Here is a 17,053-nt window from a genome sequence, read left to right as displayed (position 1 = left end):
CTGCCATGCTCATGCGCTGAGATCTAGGCTTGTGGTTAAGGTGCGTGTCCCCCCTCGGACACAGCAAGACCCACGCGGGCTGATGAAGAAATCAGCCCGCGTTTGTGCGTCGTCGTACGTAATCGAGGACGCGGGCCAGGTCACCGAGTTCAGCGACCATCGCGCAGATCTCCTGGGCGGTCAGCTGCTGGGACGGCTCAGGCGGGGACGCCTATAGTTCTGTCGCATGCCTTCGCCGCCGCGCTCGTACGGTTTCACCGGCAGACGACCGGCCGCGGTCGAGATCGCGTTCTGGATCGCGGTCGTGGTGCCGCCGCTGGCGATCGTGCTCAACGTGGCCGCCTTCGTGGTTGTGAAGATGGCTGTGGACGACGTGTTCGGCACGACGGGCGGGGACACTCAGGCGTCGATGGTCGAACTTCGTGACAAGGTGAACGGGCCCCTGCTCGGTTTGTTCATCTTCTTCACGGTCCGAGACCTGTTCCTGAGCGGCCTCTGGACCCTGCTCGGTCTCAAGATGCGCGGCGGCCGACACTGGGCGCGGATCACGATGACCGTGTTCGCCTCCCTGTGGGCGCTGTCCAGCCTCGTCGCCCTGATCCGGGGTGACACCCAGGGCTTCACGACCGCGGACATACCCCCGTTCTTCGAGTTCCCGAGTTCGTACCTCGTACTGGACTACGCGCGAAGCGCCCTGGTCCTGCTCGCGATGGCCGCACTCATCCCGTTGGTATCCCTGAGACGGTCCAACCGGTATTTCACGGCCCGGCGCCCACCTGCCTGAGTGCGTGTTTTCGCGGAGATTGTTTCGGGCGGGCATCTCGACCTTGCTGTGTGCAGCGGGTCGTTCGCCCCAGTCGGCGTACTGCACCACCTCAGGGGACTTCGCTCGAGTGGAGGCAGGGCAGTGGATGTCCGGTCCAGGTGGTCCGTCGTAGCAGAGCGAACCCTCCGTCGGCGGAATCTGACCGTTGCCGAGAGCAAGTGAAGCTCCGGTGTAACGCCAGGCGGGCAGGATACGATGTAGCGGTCGCCTGGCCTTGGAAGGTCCGGGTGGGGCAGTTCAGGTGTGCCGGGAAGACTGGTCGGCGATGTCTCAGTCATGCCTTGACCTAGGGAGCACACCAGTGAACCGACACTTCGGCTTGAGCATCATTGCCGCGACGACCCTGACTCTTGTGGCCGCGTCGTGCTCCGGCGAGTCGCAGTCCAGCGGAACCACTTCGCCGTCGCCGAGTACGACGGCGACTGTGACGCCGTCATCGGTCGCGCCGACAGCGACCCCGACGCCCACGAAGCCGCCCGCTGCTGCGCAAAGGACCGCGGCGCAGCTCACCAAGGCCTTGCTCGCGTTGGAGGACCTGCCGGCCGGGATCTCGATCGATCCGGACAGCGGCGACGAGGGTGATGACGTGAAGATGTCGTCGAAGGATCCCAAGTGCGCGAAGCTCGTTGCGTACATGAACGCCGACGTCGCGCCGGGGTCGAAGGCCTCGGCGTACCGGGCGTTCTCGGCCAGCGAGCAGGGGCCGTTCATCGACGAGGGGCTGGACGCCATGGGCTCGTCGGCCGCGGTGCAGGCGCTGCAGAACTCGTTCCGGCAGGCGATCCGGAGCTGCCGGGGGATGACGCTGTCGATCCCGGGGGAGGGGCGCTCGCCGATCACGGTGCGCGAGGTGTCCGCGCCCAAGGTGGGGTCCACTCCGGTGGGGGTCCGGTTCAGTGCGTCGAGCGGGCCGCTCGAGGGGCTGGAGGTCACGATGGCGACCACCGGCGTACAGGATGTCGTGGTGTCGGTGACGGTAATGGGCGGAGCACCTGGTGACATCGACTTCTTGACCAAGGCCGCGGTCGACAAGGCCACCAAGGCTCTCGGTGCTACGTCTGGTACCTGATCCCGTCAGCGGTCCAGTTGGAGGCGGTGCCAGCTGAGCAGGGTGAGCGCGGCGGATGCCAGTACGACGGGGGCTACGGCGAGGAGCTGGGCCGCGGAGACTTCGGTGCCTGCGCTGATCGCCCAGAGGGCTGGTGCGGCGAAGGGGAACCAGCCGCCGGTTCCCGCGACGACGGCGATCTGGGACAGGACGACGATGCCGATCGTGGTGGCAATGCCGGCCAGGACGGAGCGGGCCAAGGTGGTCGCCCAGGCTGCCGGTACGGCAATCGCGCAGGTCAGCACGGACAGCACGAGTTGACGGCCTAGAGCCGGTACGGCGTCGCCAGGGATCTTGCCCAGGCCGGCGGCCAGGCCGAGGATCACCAGTCCCGCGAGGAGTGCGACGCTCGCGATCATGCTCCAGGTGAGGTAGACGGCGAGTTTCGCGGCTGCGATGGTGCGGCGGGGGATCGGCAGGGCGAACAGGCCGGTGATGGTGCCGTCGGTGAATTCGCGGCCGAAGAGCCAGCTGAGCAGGACGCCGTGGGCGAGTAGGCCGGCGGCACCGGTGACCTGGGCGGCGGTGGTGAGGTAGCCGGTCCAGCCGCCGGGGTCGACGAGGGCGCCGAGTTTGGCGGCGAGCTGGGGGTCGTCGGTGCCGGCGGCCAGGAGCATCGTCGAGCAGATCAGGGAGATCCCGAGGGCCATCAGCAGCAGGGTCGCGCGGGCGACGGTGGCGTGGCGGAGTTTGACGGCTTCGGTGGCCAAGGCGGCGTTCATGCGTGGGCCTTGTCGTCGGCGAGGACCTGGGCGAAGAAGGTGCGTTCTAGGTCGGTCTCGCGGGGGTCGAGGGTGCCGATCACGCGGCCGGCGTTGAGGATCGAGATGCGGTCGGCGATCCGGGCGACCTCGTCGAGGTGGTGGCTGCTGACCAGGATGCCGGCGCCGTCGGCGGCGCGGCGGAGCAGTGCTTCGCGGAGCAGGATGACGCCGGAGGGGTCGAGGGAGTTGGTGGGTTCGTCGAGCACGATCAGGCGCGGACGGTGTTGCAGGGCGGAGGCGAGGCCGAGGCGCTGGCGGTTTCCGAGGGAGAGCTTGCCGCTGCGGCGGTCTGCGTACTGGGTGAGCTTGAGCTCGGTGATGATCGCGTCGGTCATCGCGGGGATGTCGTGTGCTGGTACGCCGTGGAGGCGGGCGCCGAGGGCGAGGTTCTGCCGAGTGGTGAGTTCGCGGTAGGCGAGCGGGTACTCGACGAGGTGGCCGACCGTCGACCAGTCGGCGTGTTCCAGGTCTCGTCCGGCGATGCTGACGCGGCCGGCGGTCGGTTTGAGCATGCCTAGCAGCAGACGCATCAAGGTCGACTTGCCGGCGCCGTTGAGGCCGACGAGGGCGTGGATCTCGCCGGGGGAGACGTGCAGGTCGGTGCCGCGGACGCCGGTTCCGTCGTCGAAGACGCGGACCAGGCCGTGTGCGTGCACGGCGTACTCAGTCATGGCGTTGTTCGAGAGTGTCGAGGGCGGTGTTGATCGCTCCGCCGAGGTCGCCGTCATCGGTCAGGCTCCACGCCAGCAGTGCGGCGTTGAGAGCGCCCAGTACGGCGCCCGCGGCAACGACCGCCGTCCGTGGGTCGATGCCCTGGGCAACCAGAGCTTCGGTGACCACGGCTTCGGTGGCGGCTGTCCCGGCGGCGAGGTCGGCCCGCAGAGACGGCGTCTGCGCGACGATCCTCAGCCGGATGCGGACCTCGTCGGCGGCCGGCGGTGGCAGGTCCTGCCAGGCCTTGCGAACGCCGCGTGCGGCGAGGGTGATCGGATCGGCGCCGGACGGTTGCGCCCGGATCATGTCGCCGATGACCGGGTCGTACGGATCGTCGACGAGGAGGGCCGACTTGGTGGGGAAGTGGCGGAAGAAGGTCATCTGGGTGACTCCGGCGCGGGCGGCGATCTGCGCCGCCGTCGTCGCGTCGAACCCTTGGTCCGCGAACAGCTCGAGGGCTGCCTGCTGGAGACGGTGGCGAGTCCGGAGCAACTTGGTCACCTCAGAATGTTAGCCGCTAACAATCTGAAGGGCGAGAGCAGGGACTTGCGCTCCCGTTGAATACGTGTTTAATGTTGAACATGCGTTCAACGCCAGCCTCGGAATCGGCTCCCGTTTCGACGGTCGAGCGGATCAGGGACGCGGCCGTGGCCAGGTTCGGCCGGGATGGCTTCTCGGCGTCGTTACGGACGATCGCCGCCGATGCCGGGGTGACGGCGGGGCTGGTGGTGCACCACTTCGGGTCCAAGGACGGTCTGCGGCAGGCCTGCGACGAGCACGTGCTGGGAGTGATCCGGTCGGAGAAGTTGCGTGCGGCAACAGCTTCGACGGCGACCGGGATGCTCGCGCAGCTGGCTGAGGTCGAGCAGTACGGGCCGTTCGCGCTGTACGCCGTACGGAGTCTGCAGGCCGGTGGCGCGCTGGCGACGACGTTCGTCGACCAGATGGTCCGTGACGCCGAGGAGTACCTCGCCGCCGGCGTGGCGGCGGGCAGGGTCCGACCGAGCCGGGATCCGGCCGGGCGGGCGAAGTACTTGACCTACCAGGGCATGGGGTCGCTGATGCTGTGGATCTCACTGCGCCCCGAGACGGTCTCGGTCGACGACTTCCGGTCGGCGTTGCGGGAGATCTCCGACCAGATCACGCTGCCGGCGCTCGAGCTGTTCACCGAGGGGCTGTTCGTCGACCGGACGATGCTGGACGAGTACCTGATGTACGTCCCCGACCCGCCGAACGGGCCTGCGGCTCAGTAGCGGACACGCGTCCCGGCCGGGACGCCCTGACGACATCAGACGTGATCACCAGATTGAGGTTCAGCGATGACCGCTGCCCTGAACATCCGGCAACTGCACAAGTCCTTCGGTCAGGTGAAGGCCCTCGACGGGCTCGACCTGACCGTCCCGATCGGCCAGGTGGCCGGTTTCCTCGGCCCGAACGGTGCCGGCAAGTCGACCACCATCCGGGTCGTGCTCGGCCTGTTGCGCGCGGACGGCGGCACGGTCGAGGTGCTCGGCCGGCACCCGTGGGACGACGCCGTCGAGCTGCACCGACGGCTGGCCTACGTTCCCGGCGACGTGAGCCTGTGGCCGAACCTGACCGGCGGTGAGGCGATCGACCTGCTCTGCCGGCTGCGCGGTGGAGCCGATCGCGCCCGCAAGGCGGAGCTGCTCGAGCGCTTCGAGCTGGACCCGACGAAGAAGGGCCGCACCTACAGCAAGGGCAATCGGCAGAAGGTCGCGCTCGTGGCGGCGCTGGCGACCGACGTGGAGCTGCTCGTCCTGGACGAGCCGACATCCGGGCTCGACCCGCTGATGGAGACCGTGTTCCAGGACTGCATCGCCGAGGCGAAGACGGCCGGGCGATCGGTGCTGCTGTCGAGCCACATCCTCGCGGAGGTGGAGAAGCTTTGCGACACGGTGACGATCATCCGGGCCGGCCGCGCCGTGCAGACCGGCACGCTGGCCGAGCTCAGGCATCTCACCCGCACGACGATTACGGCCACCATCACTCGAGCGGCTGAGCCGTTGGCCGCGCTGCCGGGCGTGCACGACCTGCGGATCGACGGCGACGTGGTCACCTTCGACGTCGACCACGACCGGATGGCCGGGACGGTGCAGGCGCTCGGCGCTCTCGGCGTACAGAGTCTGAACAGTGTGCCGCCGTCGCTGGAGCAGCTGTTCCTTCGTCAGTACGGCGATCAGTTGCCGGCCGAGGAGGTGTCGGTATGACGTCGAGTCTGACCGCGACCGTCGACCTCGTTCGGTTCGCGCTGCGCAGGGACCGGGTGAAGCTGCCGATCTGGATCGGTGCTATCGGCCTGGGCATGCTGTACGCCGTTTCCGCGCTGCCGACCGTATATGCCACTCCGGCGGAGCGTCAGGTCCGGGCCGAGCTGATGAAGTCGCCGGCGGCAACGATGATGTCCGGACCTGGCTACGGGCTGGACGACTACACGCTTGGCGCGATGGTCACCAACGAGATGGTCCTGTGGCTTGCGGTCCCGGCCGCGATGATGAGCATCTTCCTGGTCGTCCGGCACACCCGGGCCGAGGAGGAGACCGGCCGGGCCGAGCTGATCCGGTCGGCGGTGGTCGGCCGGTACGCCGCGCCGGTGTCGGCGCTGATCGTCGCGTTGCTGGCCAACGCGGGCGTCGCCGTACTGACCGCTCTGGCGATGATCAGTGGTGGGCTGGACGCGACCGATTCGTTTGCCGTGGGCATCGGTCTTGGCCTGACCGGACTGGCTTTCGCTGGTGTCGCGACCGTGACCGCGCAGCTCACCGAACACGCCAGGTCGGCGTCCAGCCTCGCGATGGCGGTGCTCGGTGCCGCCTTCCTGGTCCGGGCCGTCGGCGACGCGGCCCAGCCGAGCGGCAGCATCGTTTCGTGGTTCTCGCCGCTCGCCTGGATCCAGCAGAGCCGTCCGTTCGTCGACCTGCGCTGGTGGCCGCTGCTGCTGTCTCTTGGTGTCCTGGTGGCGGCAGTGGTCCTCGCTCGCGCGTTGGCGGTACGGCGTGACGTCGGCGCCGGGCTGATCCCTGCTCGACTCGGCCGGGCCGAGGCTGCGGCGTCGTTGTCGACGCCGTTCGGGCTCGCCGTACGGCAGCAACGTGCTTCGGTGATCGGCTGGGCCGTCGGCTTGTTCGTGTTCGCGGTGGCCACCGGCTCGTTGAGCGACTCGGTGACCGACGCGGTGGCGGAGAACCCGACGATGGGGGAGATGTTCGCCCGCAACGGACTCGACCCGACGGACGGCTTCTACTCCACGATGGCGCTGTTCTTCGCGCTGATGATCGCGGCCTTCGCCGTCACCTCGGTGCTCCGGCTGCGGTCCGAGGAACGGACCGGGCACACCGAAGCAGTGCTCGCGACCGCGGTGAGCCGCCGCCGGTGGATCTCGGCCTGGATCGGCTTCACGATCCTCGCCTCGATCATTCTCCTCCTGGTCAGCGGTTTCGGCGTCGGCCTGGGTGCGGTCAGCGGAGCGGCCGGCCCGGCCGTCGTCGGCGAGGTACTGCTCGCGACGCTTGCCTTCCTGCCCCCCGTGCTGGTGGTCGTCGGGCTGGCCGCAGCCCTGTTCGGCCTCCGGCCTGGCCTGACGGTGTGGGCCTGGCTGCTCGTCGGCTACGCGTTCTTCTTCGGCATGTTCGGCGCACTGCTCGACCTGCCGTCACTGGTCGTGGACCTCTCGCCGTTCAGCCACCTCACCGTGATGCCGCTCGCCGGCCTGGAAGCCACTCCGCTGATCATCCTCACCGTGATCGCGGCGGGTCTGGCCTTCCTCGGCCACACACTCTTCCAACGGCGTGATCTCGATGCACCATGAGCCGATCCAATGGTTTCGCTAGGGCGAGCTCTATTGGTTCTGAACCTGTGAACCGCACCAGTCGATCACCGTCTGAGCGTATTCGGCGGGGACGTCGATCGGCGGCGCGTGACCCACGCCGCGCAGAACCGCCCGGTTCCAGTCGGGCCGCAGGGCCGTCCAGTCATCGATCGATGCGCGCGGACTGAGGCGATCGTCGTCGCCGCTGACCAGGAGAGTCGGCGCCGCGACCCGGCGCATCGCGCCGAGCACGGGCCGCCGTCGGACGAACATCAACGACATCAGGGAGGCGTACGCCGTGACCGCGCTTCCCAAGAGCTTTGGCTCGACGGCGGACATCTCCTCTCGCAGGAGGCTGGCGAGTTCCGGCGACATTCTGGTCAGGTCGCCGCCCGTGTTCCATCTGCTGCCCGCAATCGAGGCTGGGTCGTCCAGTACCCGCAGTTGCGCGGTGATCATGCGCTGCCCTGAAAGGTAACCAGCACGAGGGCGACCGGGGTGAGGACGGCCAACGCTGCTCGGCCGATCGTTCGCCACCGGCGCGCCTCGCTGTGACTCAGCGGGGGAGGACGTGTCGGCGCCACGAACACGACTCCGGCGATCCGTTGAGCGCCTGGTCGGCGAAGAGCAAGGCGATCGCGCCGCCCGCTGACCAGCCGTGGACCACGACCCGCTGCAGCTCGAGTGCGTCAGCGAAATCGCACAGGAACAGCCCGCTGGATTCGATGCCCGCCGCACGCCGATTCGGCAGCGCGGTGTGGCCGGCGATCGTACCGGGCAGGTCCACTACCAGCGAGTGGCGCGCTCACCCCAGTCGGCGTACTGCGCTACGTCAGATTACGCCCGTCGACGGGGTCGGACCTGGATACGTATTGCTGTCGCTGCTCTGGTCCGCCCCTAGCCGTCCGAGGGGTAGTCCCGTCTGTGCTCAGGCGCTGAGCCGCAGGCGTGTGGTTAAGGTGCGTGTCCCCCTCGGACACAGCAACAGACAAGGCGACACGAGAAATCGTGTCGCCTTCGGTTTGTACCGGCGCGAAAGGGGCCACCGTGTGCCGCCCAGTCACCTGCAAGACCTGCGCCAAAACCACCTGGGCCGGCTGCGGCCAGCATGTCGCCCAGGTGAAGGCGATGGTCCCGCCCGACGACTGGTGCCCCGGTCACCCGAAGGCGGAGCGTCAGGGCGGCGGCTGGCTGGCCAGGCTGCTGGGACGCTGAGCCAGCTCCAAGCGTCCGCTGGCAGCCTCTACATCGTCGTCTCCGCCTCGTCGGTGCGTTGGCGAGCCGCGGCCATCTGCTCCTCGCTCTTATCCTCCGCCTCCGCGCCGACCTGTGTGCCCGAGGTGCGCGGGACCGAATGACCCAGACCATCGCGTCGCCCGTTTCGTTCCAACCGCTCATGATCTCGTTCGTGTGTCGATCGACGAGATCAAGGCAGAGCCTGCCGACACATTGCCCTATCGAGTGCATCGTTCGCCGCAGGTGAACGCTTCGGTAGGTGGACTGGGCGAGGCCGGCCAATCGTCGGTGGGCCGGCCTCTTGCCCGGTCAGGCCGAAACGTTGTGCGCCAGCCGCACGACGGCCTCGGCTGTTGCCTGGGCGGAGGCCGGGTTCTGGCCGGTAACGATGTTGCCGTCGACAACCACTTGCGGCGCGAACGCCGGTCCACCGTCGAAGGTGGCGCCGGCCTCCTTCAGTGCGGCCTCGAGGGACCACGGGACCTTGTCGGCGTACCCGAAGGCGCCCTCTTCCTCGTCGGTGAAAGCGGTTAGCCGCCGACCCTCGAACGGCCAGGAGCCGTCGGCGGCGCGGGCCGGGAGGAAGCCGCACGGGCCGTGGCACACCGCGGCGACGACCTTGCCCGGATCAGCCACGGTGGTGGCGACGATCCGGCCGAGGCCGGCGTGATCGGCGAGGTCCTCGATCGGGGCGTGGCCGCCGACGACGAAGACCACGTCGAAACCGGCCGGGTCGAGGTCCTCGAGCACCGCCGGCGCGGAGAGTTCGGCGTCGATCGAGGTCAGGTAGGCGACCTGGGCGTCCATTGCGGCCTGGTCGGTGCCGTTCAGGTCGGCCCGCAGGCTGGTGTCCTGGACGGTGGGTGCGCGGCCGCCGGGAGTGGCGACGACGATGTCGTACCCGGCCTCGCGAAAGACCTGGTGGGGGTGGATGAGTTCGCCGGCCCAGAAGCCGGTGGATTCCTTGGTTCCGTCGCGCAACGTCCACACGGACGAGGCCGAGACGACCAGTAGCACTGAAGTCATGGTGTCACGGTAACCCGATGACTATGCAAAGGCATAGTCAGCGACTGCGGGCACGCTCGGCGGTGACCTCGGCGTGCAGTTTCTGCACGCCGTCCAGGAGGAAGCGCAGGGCCAGTTCGAAGGCCTCGCGGTCGATCGCGCGGCGGCGGGCGCGCAGTTCGTGGGCGTTGGTGATGTGTTGCAGTGAGCGGGGGTAGGCGCCGGGGTCGTCGGGGAAGCCGCCGGCGAACGAGCCCATGGTGGAGCCGTAGATCATCGCGCGGGTGGAGGCGCCGATCAGTGTCACGTACTTCGGTGACCAGCCGGCCCGGGTCAGGCCGCCGAGGACCTTGTCGACGTTCTGCATCGACTGCTCGCCGCGCTGTACGCCCCTGGCCAGCCAGGGGACCATGTTCGGGTGCTCGAGGATCGCCTCGTAGTAGCTGCGGGCCCAGCGCTCGAGCGCGACCAGCCAGGGCTCGGTCTCGAACGACGACGCGTCGACGGACGCGACGATCGAGTCCGCGGCCAGGTCGAGCAGTTCGTCCTTGGTCTTCACGTAGTTGTAGATCGACGGCGACTTCACCTTCAGCTCGGTCGCCAGTCGCCGCATCGAGACGGCCTCCAGGCCCTCCTGGTCGACCAGGAGGATGACCGCGTCCACCAGCTGCTGCCGGCTCAGTCGCGGGGGACGTCCCACGCGACGCACGGGCTCGCTTTGCGTAGTCAATGGCGTCTCCGATCCCCAGGTCGAGCGATGCCACAAGGTAGCAGCGATGAGGCAAAAACTACCAGTGTTCAGAAATATCGAATCAGCCTCTTCACAACCAGGGAGGCGATCTGCATACTCGTGCCAAGGTCATTAACGAACATCGATAGTTAATGTCTCGTCCGGAGCACGACTCCGTCCCCCGCAGGCTGGCCGCGGATCAGCTCTGCATCAGTTGCACCGCCAACCGAAGGAGGAGTCACATGCGCACCCAGCAACGGGTTCAGCTCCGCAGGGCCGTGCTCTCGAGCTACCTCGGTAGCACCATCGAGTTCTACGACTTCATGCTCTACGCCACCGCCTCCGCGATCGTGTTCAACAAAGTCTTCTTCACCTCGCTGGACCCGCTGGTCGCCACGATCGCCAGCTTCGGCACGCTGGCGACCGGCTACCTGGCTCGCCCACTGGGTGGCGTGATCTTCGGCCACTTCGGTGACCTGCTCGGCCGCAAGCGAATGCTCCTGGTGAGCATGACGCTGATGGGCGTCTCGAGCTTCCTGATCGGTCTGCTGCCGACCTTCGGCCAGATCGGCAACCTCGCTCCGGTCGGACTGGTGGTGCTGAGGGTGGTGCAAGGCATCTCTGTGGGCGGTGAGTGGGGCGGCGCGGTGTTGATGACGGCCGAACATGCCACCCGGCGAAGGGGGCTGTGGGCAAGTTTCACCAACGCGGGCGCACCGACCGGGATCGTGTTGTCGACGCTTGCCCTGACCGCCACGAGCGCCGTTGTCGGCGACGAGAACTTCCTGGCGTGGGGCTGGCGGATCCCGTTCCTGCTCAGTCTGGCGCTGCTCGCGGTCGGGCTGTTCGTCCGGCTGAAGGTCGACGAGACGCCGGCCTTCAAGGCGGTCGCTCAGACCAAGCGCCGGATTCCCGTGCTGGAGGTGCTTCGCGACCACCCGCGGATCCTGCTGCTCGGCATCGGGGTCGGGCTGGCGGCGTTCGTTTCCCAGGCCACCTTGACGATCTTCTCGCTGGCGTACGGCGTGCGCGTCGGTCACACCCGGCAGGAGGTGCTGGCCGCCCTCACCATCTCCGCGAGCTGCGCGATCATCGGTATCCCCGCATGGTCGGCGCTGTCGGACCGGATCGGTCGTCGGCCGGTAGTTGTGGCGGGCGCCCTCGCGATGGCCGTTTATGGGTTCGTACTGTTCCCGCTGATCAACGCCGGCAACAGCGGATTGTTGATCCTGGCCCTCATCCTCGGCAACGCGGTGATCCAGCCGATGATCTACGGCCCGATGGCCGCGCTCTACACCGAGCTTTTCAGTACGGGGAACCGTTACACCGGCGCTTCGCTGGGTTACCAGTTGGCGAGTCTCGGCGCGGGGTTCACGCCCGTGCTGTTCGCCCGGATCCAGCAGAGCACTGGTGGCGGCACCGGAACCTTGGCGATCTCCTGCACGATCGCCGCCTTCTGCCTTCTCTCCGTCGGATGCATCCTGGCCCTACGGGAGACGCACCGGCACGTCCTGACGGCGGTCCCGGACCTTGCACCGGCCGCCGTACCGAACGCTGTTGTCAGTCGACCCAACCACTAAGAGGACCACCACCATGTCGTACGAGAAGATCATCTCCGAGCGGATCGGCCCGGTTGCCCGGATCTGGCACAACCGGCCCGAGCTGCGCAACGCCGAGAGCACCCAGTTGCTGGAGGAGCTCAACACCGCGGTCCTGGCCGCCGACGCCGACGACGAGGTACGCGTGATCGTGCTGGCCGGCAAAGGGGGGCACTTCTCCGCCGGGCACGATCTCAAGGAGGGCCAGGCGCTGCGGGCCGGGTTCTGCGTCGAGGAGCGCTGGGAGTACGAGGAGCAGTACTACTTCGACTACTGCATGAACATCCTGAACGCGAAGAAGCCGACCATCGCGCAGGTCGAGGGTGCGTGCATCGCGGGCGGGTTCATGGTGGCGAACATGTGCGACCTGCTGGTCGCCTCCGACGACGCGTTCTTCGCCGACCCGGTGATGCACACGATGGCCGTCGCGGCGGTCGAGGTGCTCGTGCACCCGTGGGTGCTGGGGGAGCGCAAGGCCAAGGAGATGCTGTTCACCGGTCAGCGGCTGACCGCGGCCGACGCGCTGGCGGCCGGGATGGCCAACCGCGTGGTGACCAAGGAGCAGCTCGACGACGAGGTGCTGACGCTGGCGAACCGGATCGCGCAGGCACCGCCGTTCACGATGAAGGTGCTGAAGAAGTCGCTGAACCGGACCTTCGACATCATGGGCCGCTCGGCCGCGCTGAAGGCGCACTTCGACTCCCACCAGCTGAGCCACTTCAGCGACGAGGCGAACGCGGTCAAGGCGGCTGGTGTGGCCAAGTCGATCGACCGGCACAAGTCGGGCGAGTCGGTGGGCTCGCGATGACGTCGCGTCCCTGGGAGCGGCTGTATCCACCCCAGGCGCTGGCCGATCTCGGGGTGGACGGGCGCTCGTTGCCCGACCTTCTGGCTGACACGATCGCCCGTAGGCCGACCGCGACCGCGATCACGTACGAGGGCCGGCGCCGGTCGTTCGTGGAGGTCGGCCGGCTGGTCGCTCATCTCGCGACGCGACTGGTGGCCGGCGGCCTCCGGCCGGGGGATCGGGTGGGGATCATGCTGGCGAACTGCCCGGAGTACGTGGTCGCGCTGTTCGCGACCTGGACGGCCGGCGGCACCGTCGTGCAGATCAACCCGCGATACGTCCGCGGCGAGGCCGAGCAGATCCTGCTCGACTCCGGCGCCGACGTGCTGGTGACGACGCCGGAGATCGCCGAGCGGCTGGGTGAGGTCGCTTCGTCGCGGCTGATGCTCCTGGTCGATTCCGATCCGGTGGTGGCCGAGAACGCGCTGGACCTGGCGCTGCTGGGCGAGGTGTCCGAGGTGCGGGTGGCGGCGGCGGAGGTCGCGGTGATCCAGTACACGGGCGGGACGACCGGCGTACCGAAGGGCGTGAGCCTGACGCACCGCAACATCCTGGCCAACATCGAGCAGCGGCTCCGGCTGACCTTCGACACGGTGGACGTGCCGGCGGGGGCCACGGTGGTGAACGTCCTGCCGATGAGTCACGTCTATGGGCTGACCTGTGTGACGTTGATGGCGGTCCGGACCGGGATGAACCAGTTGATCCTGTCCCGCTTCGACGCGCAGCAGGTGCTGGAGACGATCCGGGACGAGGAGCCGTTCGCGTTCTCCGGCGTACCGACCATGTACGCCGGGTTCCTGCGGCGACCCGACCTGGCCGAGTACCGGCTGGACCGGGTGGCCGTGTTCAACAGCGCCGGCGCCGGACTGCCCGCGGCCCAGGTCGCCGAGTTCGAGTCCCGGACCGGGGCGCGGATCGTCGACGGGTTCGGGATCAGCGAGGCGTCGCCGACGACGCACGCGAACCCGCTCTACCTCGAGCGCCGGCTCGGCAGCGCGGGCATCCCGTTGCCGTTCACCGACGTGAAAGTTGTCGAGAGCACCCATCAGTCGCTCGATCCGCTGCCCACGGGCGAGGTCGGTGAGCTGGCGATCGCCGGACCGCAGGTGATGCAGGGCTACTGGGGCCGTCCCGACCTGACCGCGGAGACGATCCGCGACGGCTGGCTGCTGACCGGCGACCTGGCCCGGATCGACGCCGACGGCTACGTCTACGTCGTCGGGCGGCTCAAGGACGTGATCATCGCCAGCGGCCTGAACGTCTACCCGGCCGAGGTCGAGCAGGTGATCGGCCGGATCCCGGGCGTCACCGAGGTCGCGGTGGTCGGCGTACCGGACGACTACCGCGGCGAGACGATCAAGGCGTACGTCGTCCTGCGCCCCGGCGTGGAGCTGACCGTCGACGAGATCGTGGCCCACTGCAACGAACACCTGGCCCGCTTCAAGGTGCCGCGACTGGTCGAGCTCCGGACCGGGCTGCCGCGCACACCGGTCGGCAAGATCGACCGCCTTCTCCTGTCGGCCCCGGCCGGCTCCGACCGATCGGACGCACGATGAAACTCGACGAGCTCGACTTCACCGACGACCAGCGCAGCGTGACCCGGCACCGGCTGGGACACCTGCTGCTGATCGGCCTGAACCGGGTCCCCAAGCGCAACGCGTTCGACCTCGATCTGCGCGAGCAACTGGCCTTCGCGTACGGCGAGCTGGAGCGCGACCCCGAGGTCCGCTGCGGCGTACTGTTCGCGCACGGCGACCACTTCACCGGCGGGCTCGACCTCGGGCAGGTCAGCGACGCGCTGAAGAGCGGCGGCGGCGGGATCCCCGACGGCGGCGTCGACTGGCGTGGGCTGCACGGCTCGCACCGGACCAAGCCGGTGGTGTCCGCGATCCAGGGCTGGTGCCTGACGCTGGGGATCGAGGCCGCACTGGCGACCGACGTCCGGGTGGCCTCGGAGGACGCCCGGTTCTCGCAGATGGAGGTGAGCCGGGGGATCTACCCGTTCGGTGGCGCGACCTTCCGGTTCCCGCGTGAGGTCGGGTGGGGCAACGCGATGCGCTACATCCTGACCGGTGACGTCTTCGACGCCGCCGAGGCGCTGCGGATCGGGCTGGTGCAGGAGGTCGTACCGGTCGGGAAGCAGCTGGAACGGGCCGTCGAGCTGGCGCAGACGATCGCGGCGCAGGCGCCGCTCGGCGTACAGACGAGTCTGCGATCCGCCTGGCGTGCCCTGCGCGAAGGCGAGGAGGCCGCGGCGGCGAAGCTCGTGCCGGAGCTGGTCGAGCTGCTGGACTCCGCGGACGCCGTCGAAGGGCGGCGGTCGTTCCTCGATCGCCGGCCGGCCGAGTTCAAGGGGCACTGAGATGAGTTCGCTGAACGTGGTGATGGGTGCGGGCGTTGCGGTCCTGGAGCTGAACAGGCCGGAGGCGATGAACGCTCTCGACCTCGACCTCAAGAACAGCCTCTTGAGTTCTCTGCGGACGGTCGCCGACGACGAACGGGTTCGCGCCGTCGTACTGACCGGGACCGGTCGGGCGTTCTCGGTCGGGCAGGACCTGCGCGAGCTGCAGTCCTCGCTCGATGCTGATCCGGTGGCGACCTGGGACACCGTTCGGGACCACTACTCGCCGATCGCGGAGCTGCTCGCGACGATGCCGAAACCGGTGATCGCCGCGGTGAACGGGGTCGCCGCCGGGGCCGGTGCGGCGCTGACGTTCCTGTGCGACTACCGGATCGCGGCGGAGTCGGCCGGGTTCAACCTGGCCTTCGCGGGGATCGGGCTGTCGGCGGACTCCGGGTCGACCTGGTCGCTGCCGCGACTGGTTGGGCTGGCGAAGGCCAAGGAGCTGCTGTTGCGGCCGCGGACCATTCCGGCCGTGGAGGCAGAGCGGCTCGGGCTGGTCAGCGAGGTCGTGCCGGACGACGAGCTCGCGATCCGGGTGCGGGAGCTGGCCGAGGAGTTCGCGCGTGGACCGACGGTTGCCTACGGCGCCATTCGGCGGGCGCTGGCCTACTCGTCGACGCAGTCGTTGCACAAGGCGCTGGTGTACGAGACCCGGCTGATGCGGGAGACCGGCACCTCGGCCGACCACAGGGAGGCGGTCGATGCATTCCTCGAGAAGCGGCGACCTGTCTTCACCGGCATCGGTGTGCCGCTCGATCGAGCTGAGGAGCGATCGTGACGACGATCGGAATCATCGGAGGTACCGGGAGACAAGGGATGGGCCTCGGGTTCCGTTCTGCCAGAGCGCGGCCTGCGCCGCTCGGTCGGGTGCTGGCCCGCCGGCTCGAACCCTTGACCGCGGTCCTGCTGTCCATCGACCGGCGCTACAAGATCTCCTCCGGTATCGCTGTCGCGGGTGCCCGCGGCGAGCACATGAGGGTTGGGAACTGACATGAGACTGGGTACGTCGTTGCGGTTCAAGTTCGCTTCGTCGGCGGAGTCGATGACCAGGTACCACGAGAAGGTCGCGCGCGGAGAGTTCAGCGACATCCCGCTCGGGGAGCCGGACACCCGGTTGCAGGCTCAGCAGCTTCTGGAGATCGCTACCGTCGCGGCCCAGGCGGATCTCGACTTCCTGATGGTCGGTGACGGGCACGCGTCCGCCGACGCGAACATCTTCGCTCCTACTCCCACCTTGGCCAGGCTGCTGGCGGTGACCGGGAACATGCCTGTCGGTCTGTTGTACCTGGCTCCTTTCCACCATCCGGTGATTGCGGCCGAGCAGATCGGGACCTTGGCGGCGTTCGCCCCGGAGCCGCTGACCCTGGTGCTCGGCAACGGGGACGACAGCGTTCAGTTCGACGGCTTCGGGATTGCGAAGAGGACCCGGGGGCGGAGAACCGAGGAGCAACTGACGATCGTCCGGCGGCTGCTCGCCGGTGAGGAAGTCACGCACGAGAGCGAGTACTTCCAGGTGCACGGGGTTCGGATCAACCCCGTACCGAGCGTTCCGACGCCGATCTGGCTGGCAGCGACGAAGGGGCCGGCTGTGGTCCGGGCAGGTCGGTTGGGTGACGGCTGGGAGACCAGCCCGATCGCGACGGCCGAGGCGTTGTCCGAGCAACTGAAGGTCTACACCGAGGCATGCCTGGAGGCAGGCCGGGTCCCGAACCCTGTGCTACGCCGTGACATCCATGTCGGTGCGACCGACGAGCAGGCGTGGGCCGAGGTGGCGCCCATCCTGGAGGCGGGGTACCGCGGGTTCGGCGACGCCGATGACACCGCGTTGATCGGGAGCGCGCGAACAGTGGTCGAGAAACTCCGTGCGTACAACGACCTGGGGTTTCCGTTCGTGCTTGTCCGGCACATCGTCGGGGACCATCGGCTGATCCTCAACTCCTTCGCACGGATCGGTGACGACGTGCTGCCTCATATCAGGCACGTGTGAAAGGTATG

Annotated in this window: 20 protein-coding genes; 13 read left to right on the top strand and 7 right to left on the bottom strand. The window is 68.3% G+C overall.

Features of this window, described 5'->3' with window-relative positions:
• Positions 1 to 226 precede the first annotated feature (226 nt).
• Positions 227 to 784, top strand: coding sequence for a hypothetical protein (locus ACYVIO_RS35870; protein WP_460655417.1), 558 nt, complete (start codon positions 227 to 229; stop codon positions 782 to 784).
• A 343-nt stretch (positions 785 to 1,127) separates the two neighbouring features.
• Entirely contained in the window at positions 1,128 to 1,895 is a 768-nt protein-coding gene (locus ACYVIO_RS35865; protein WP_460655416.1) for a sensor domain-containing protein, read from the top strand.
• A gap of 5 nt (positions 1,896 to 1,900) precedes the next feature.
• Here the strand turns inward: ACYVIO_RS35865 and ACYVIO_RS35860 are convergent, their stop codons facing one another.
• Genes ACYVIO_RS35860 through ACYVIO_RS35850 form a run of 3 tightly spaced genes read right to left on the bottom strand, consistent with a single transcriptional unit; the run spans position 1,901 to position 3,913 of the window.
• The gene (locus ACYVIO_RS35860) at positions 1,901 to 2,656 is read right to left on the bottom strand and encodes an ABC transporter permease (RefSeq protein ID WP_460655415.1); all 756 of its coding nucleotides are present in this window, start codon (positions 2,654 to 2,656) and stop codon (positions 1,901 to 1,903) included.
• Positions 2,653 to 3,369, bottom strand: coding sequence for an ABC transporter ATP-binding protein (locus ACYVIO_RS35855; protein ID WP_460655414.1), 717 nt, complete (start codon positions 3,367 to 3,369; stop codon positions 2,653 to 2,655). The genes ACYVIO_RS35860 and ACYVIO_RS35855 overlap by 4 nt, the downstream gene beginning before the upstream one ends.
• Positions 3,362 to 3,913, bottom strand: coding sequence for a TetR family transcriptional regulator (locus tag ACYVIO_RS35850; RefSeq protein WP_460655413.1), 552 nt, complete (start codon positions 3,911 to 3,913; stop codon positions 3,362 to 3,364). Before ACYVIO_RS35850 ends, ACYVIO_RS35855 begins: the two co-directional genes overlap by 8 nt.
• An 80-nt stretch (positions 3,914 to 3,993) precedes the next feature.
• On the opposite strand from ACYVIO_RS35850, the gene ACYVIO_RS35845 reads away from it, so the two are divergent.
• The 3 genes from ACYVIO_RS35845 (at position 3,994) to ACYVIO_RS35835 (ending at position 7,238) form a co-directional block, all read left to right on the top strand.
• The gene (locus ACYVIO_RS35845) at positions 3,994 to 4,665 is read left to right on the top strand and encodes a TetR family transcriptional regulator (RefSeq protein ID WP_460655412.1); all 672 of its coding nucleotides are present in this window, start codon (positions 3,994 to 3,996) and stop codon (positions 4,663 to 4,665) included.
• Between the two features lie 66 nt (positions 4,666 to 4,731).
• Positions 4,732 to 5,640, top strand: coding sequence for an ABC transporter ATP-binding protein (locus tag ACYVIO_RS35840; protein WP_460655411.1), 909 nt, complete (start codon positions 4,732 to 4,734; stop codon positions 5,638 to 5,640).
• A complete protein-coding gene (locus tag ACYVIO_RS35835) occupies positions 5,637 to 7,238 on the top strand; it encodes an ABC transporter permease (protein WP_460655410.1) in 1,602 nt (533 codons plus the stop codon). Before ACYVIO_RS35840 ends, ACYVIO_RS35835 begins: the two co-directional genes overlap by 4 nt.
• A gap of 30 nt (positions 7,239 to 7,268) precedes the next feature.
• Here the strand turns inward: ACYVIO_RS35835 and ACYVIO_RS35830 are convergent, their stop codons facing one another.
• Together ACYVIO_RS35830 and ACYVIO_RS35825 are read right to left on the bottom strand one after the other, a co-directional pair.
• Entirely contained in the window at positions 7,269 to 7,697 is a 429-nt protein-coding gene (locus ACYVIO_RS35830) for an alpha/beta fold hydrolase (protein ID WP_460655409.1), read from the bottom strand.
• 97 nt (positions 7,698 to 7,794) lie between these two features.
• Positions 7,795 to 8,025 carry an alpha/beta fold hydrolase gene (locus ACYVIO_RS35825; RefSeq protein WP_460655408.1) on the bottom strand — a complete coding sequence of 77 codons (231 nt, stop codon included), beginning with the start codon at positions 8,023 to 8,025 and terminating at the stop codon, positions 7,795 to 7,797.
• Between the two features lie 260 nt (positions 8,026 to 8,285).
• Here ACYVIO_RS35825 and ACYVIO_RS35820 point away from each other — a divergent pair, with 260 nt between their 5' ends.
• Entirely contained in the window at positions 8,286 to 8,453 is a 168-nt protein-coding gene (locus ACYVIO_RS35820; protein ID WP_460655407.1) for a hypothetical protein, read from the top strand.
• Positions 8,454 to 8,783: 330 nt separating this feature from the next.
• Here the strand turns inward: ACYVIO_RS35820 and ACYVIO_RS35815 are convergent, their stop codons facing one another.
• Both ACYVIO_RS35815 and ACYVIO_RS35810 read right to left on the bottom strand, forming a co-directional pair.
• Positions 8,784 to 9,500: a type 1 glutamine amidotransferase domain-containing protein gene (locus ACYVIO_RS35815; RefSeq protein WP_460655406.1), complete on the bottom strand. Its 717-nt coding sequence runs from the start codon at positions 9,498 to 9,500 to the stop codon at positions 8,784 to 8,786.
• A gap of 37 nt (positions 9,501 to 9,537) precedes the next feature.
• Positions 9,538 to 10,179 (bottom strand): TetR/AcrR family transcriptional regulator, encoded by a 642-nt coding sequence (locus ACYVIO_RS35810; protein WP_460655405.1) that lies wholly within the window; start codon positions 10,177 to 10,179, stop codon positions 9,538 to 9,540.
• 272 nt (positions 10,180 to 10,451) lie between these two features.
• Here ACYVIO_RS35810 and ACYVIO_RS35805 point away from each other — a divergent pair, with 272 nt between their 5' ends.
• From ACYVIO_RS35805 to ACYVIO_RS35775, 7 genes are read left to right on the top strand one after another with little or no spacing between them, the layout of a single operon-like run.
• Positions 10,452 to 11,789, top strand: coding sequence for an MFS transporter (locus tag ACYVIO_RS35805; protein ID WP_460655404.1), 1,338 nt, complete (start codon positions 10,452 to 10,454; stop codon positions 11,787 to 11,789).
• Positions 11,790 to 11,802: 13 nt separating this feature from the next.
• Positions 11,803 to 12,615 carry an enoyl-CoA hydratase gene (locus ACYVIO_RS35800; protein WP_460655403.1) on the top strand — a complete coding sequence of 271 codons (813 nt, stop codon included), beginning with the start codon at positions 11,803 to 11,805 and terminating at the stop codon, positions 12,613 to 12,615.
• Positions 12,612 to 14,210 (top strand): long-chain-fatty-acid--CoA ligase, encoded by a 1,599-nt coding sequence (locus ACYVIO_RS35795; protein WP_460655402.1) that lies wholly within the window; start codon positions 12,612 to 12,614, stop codon positions 14,208 to 14,210. Before ACYVIO_RS35800 ends, ACYVIO_RS35795 begins: the two co-directional genes overlap by 4 nt.
• Positions 14,207 to 15,016, top strand: a complete 810-nt coding sequence (locus tag ACYVIO_RS35790) for a crotonase/enoyl-CoA hydratase family protein (RefSeq protein ID WP_460655401.1) — start codon at positions 14,207 to 14,209, stop codon at positions 15,014 to 15,016. The genes ACYVIO_RS35795 and ACYVIO_RS35790 overlap by 4 nt, the downstream gene beginning before the upstream one ends.
• A gap of 1 nt (position 15,017) precedes the next feature.
• A complete protein-coding gene (locus tag ACYVIO_RS35785) occupies positions 15,018 to 15,836 on the top strand; it encodes an enoyl-CoA hydratase/isomerase family protein (RefSeq protein ID WP_460655400.1) in 819 nt (272 codons plus the stop codon).
• Positions 15,833 to 16,048, top strand: a complete 216-nt coding sequence (locus tag ACYVIO_RS35780; RefSeq protein WP_460655399.1) for a hypothetical protein — start codon at positions 15,833 to 15,835, stop codon at positions 16,046 to 16,048. The genes ACYVIO_RS35785 and ACYVIO_RS35780 overlap by 4 nt, the downstream gene beginning before the upstream one ends.
• A gap of 1 nt (position 16,049) precedes the next feature.
• A complete protein-coding gene (locus tag ACYVIO_RS35775) occupies positions 16,050 to 17,045 on the top strand; it encodes an LLM class flavin-dependent oxidoreductase (RefSeq protein WP_460655398.1) in 996 nt (331 codons plus the stop codon).
• The last annotated feature ends 8 nt before the right edge of the window (positions 17,046 to 17,053 follow it).

This window comes from Kribbella endophytica (assembly GCF_054781295.1).
Note: the sequence above shows the minus strand (reverse complement) of the source record. Positions and strands in the feature narration are given on the sequence as shown.

Excerpts from the sequence above, each read along its gene's own strand:
- ACYVIO_RS35855 (WP_460655414.1), bottom strand. The coding sequence starts at position 3,369 with ATGACTGAGTACGCCGTGCACGCACACGGCCTGGTCCGCGTCTTCGAC.
- ACYVIO_RS35845 (WP_460655412.1), top strand. The coding sequence starts at position 3,994 with ATGCGTTCAACGCCAGCCTCGGAATCGGCTCCCGTTTCGACGGTCGAG.
- ACYVIO_RS35840 (WP_460655411.1), top strand. The coding sequence starts at position 4,732 with ATGACCGCTGCCCTGAACATCCGGCAACTGCACAAGTCCTTCGGTCAG.
- ACYVIO_RS35785 (WP_460655400.1), top strand. The coding sequence starts at position 15,018 with ATGAGTTCGCTGAACGTGGTGATGGGTGCGGGCGTTGCGGTCCTGGAG.
- ACYVIO_RS35815 (WP_460655406.1), bottom strand. The coding sequence starts at position 9,500 with ATGACTTCAGTGCTACTGGTCGTCTCGGCCTCGTCCGTGTGGACGTTG.
- ACYVIO_RS35775 (WP_460655398.1), top strand. The coding sequence starts at position 16,050 with ATGAGACTGGGTACGTCGTTGCGGTTCAAGTTCGCTTCGTCGGCGGAG.
- ACYVIO_RS35790 (WP_460655401.1), top strand. The coding sequence starts at position 14,207 with ATGAAACTCGACGAGCTCGACTTCACCGACGACCAGCGCAGCGTGACC.
- ACYVIO_RS35805 (WP_460655404.1), top strand. The coding sequence starts at position 10,452 with ATGCGCACCCAGCAACGGGTTCAGCTCCGCAGGGCCGTGCTCTCGAGC.
- ACYVIO_RS35860 (WP_460655415.1), bottom strand. The coding sequence starts at position 2,656 with ATGAACGCCGCCTTGGCCACCGAAGCCGTCAAACTCCGCCACGCCACC.
- ACYVIO_RS35830 (WP_460655409.1), bottom strand. The coding sequence starts at position 7,697 with ATGATCACCGCGCAACTGCGGGTACTGGACGACCCAGCCTCGATTGCG.
- ACYVIO_RS35795 (WP_460655402.1), top strand. The coding sequence starts at position 12,612 with ATGACGTCGCGTCCCTGGGAGCGGCTGTATCCACCCCAGGCGCTGGCC.
- ACYVIO_RS35870 (WP_460655417.1), top strand. The coding sequence starts at position 227 with ATGCCTTCGCCGCCGCGCTCGTACGGTTTCACCGGCAGACGACCGGCC.
- ACYVIO_RS35800 (WP_460655403.1), top strand. The coding sequence starts at position 11,803 with ATGTCGTACGAGAAGATCATCTCCGAGCGGATCGGCCCGGTTGCCCGG.
- ACYVIO_RS35835 (WP_460655410.1), top strand. The coding sequence starts at position 5,637 with ATGACGTCGAGTCTGACCGCGACCGTCGACCTCGTTCGGTTCGCGCTG.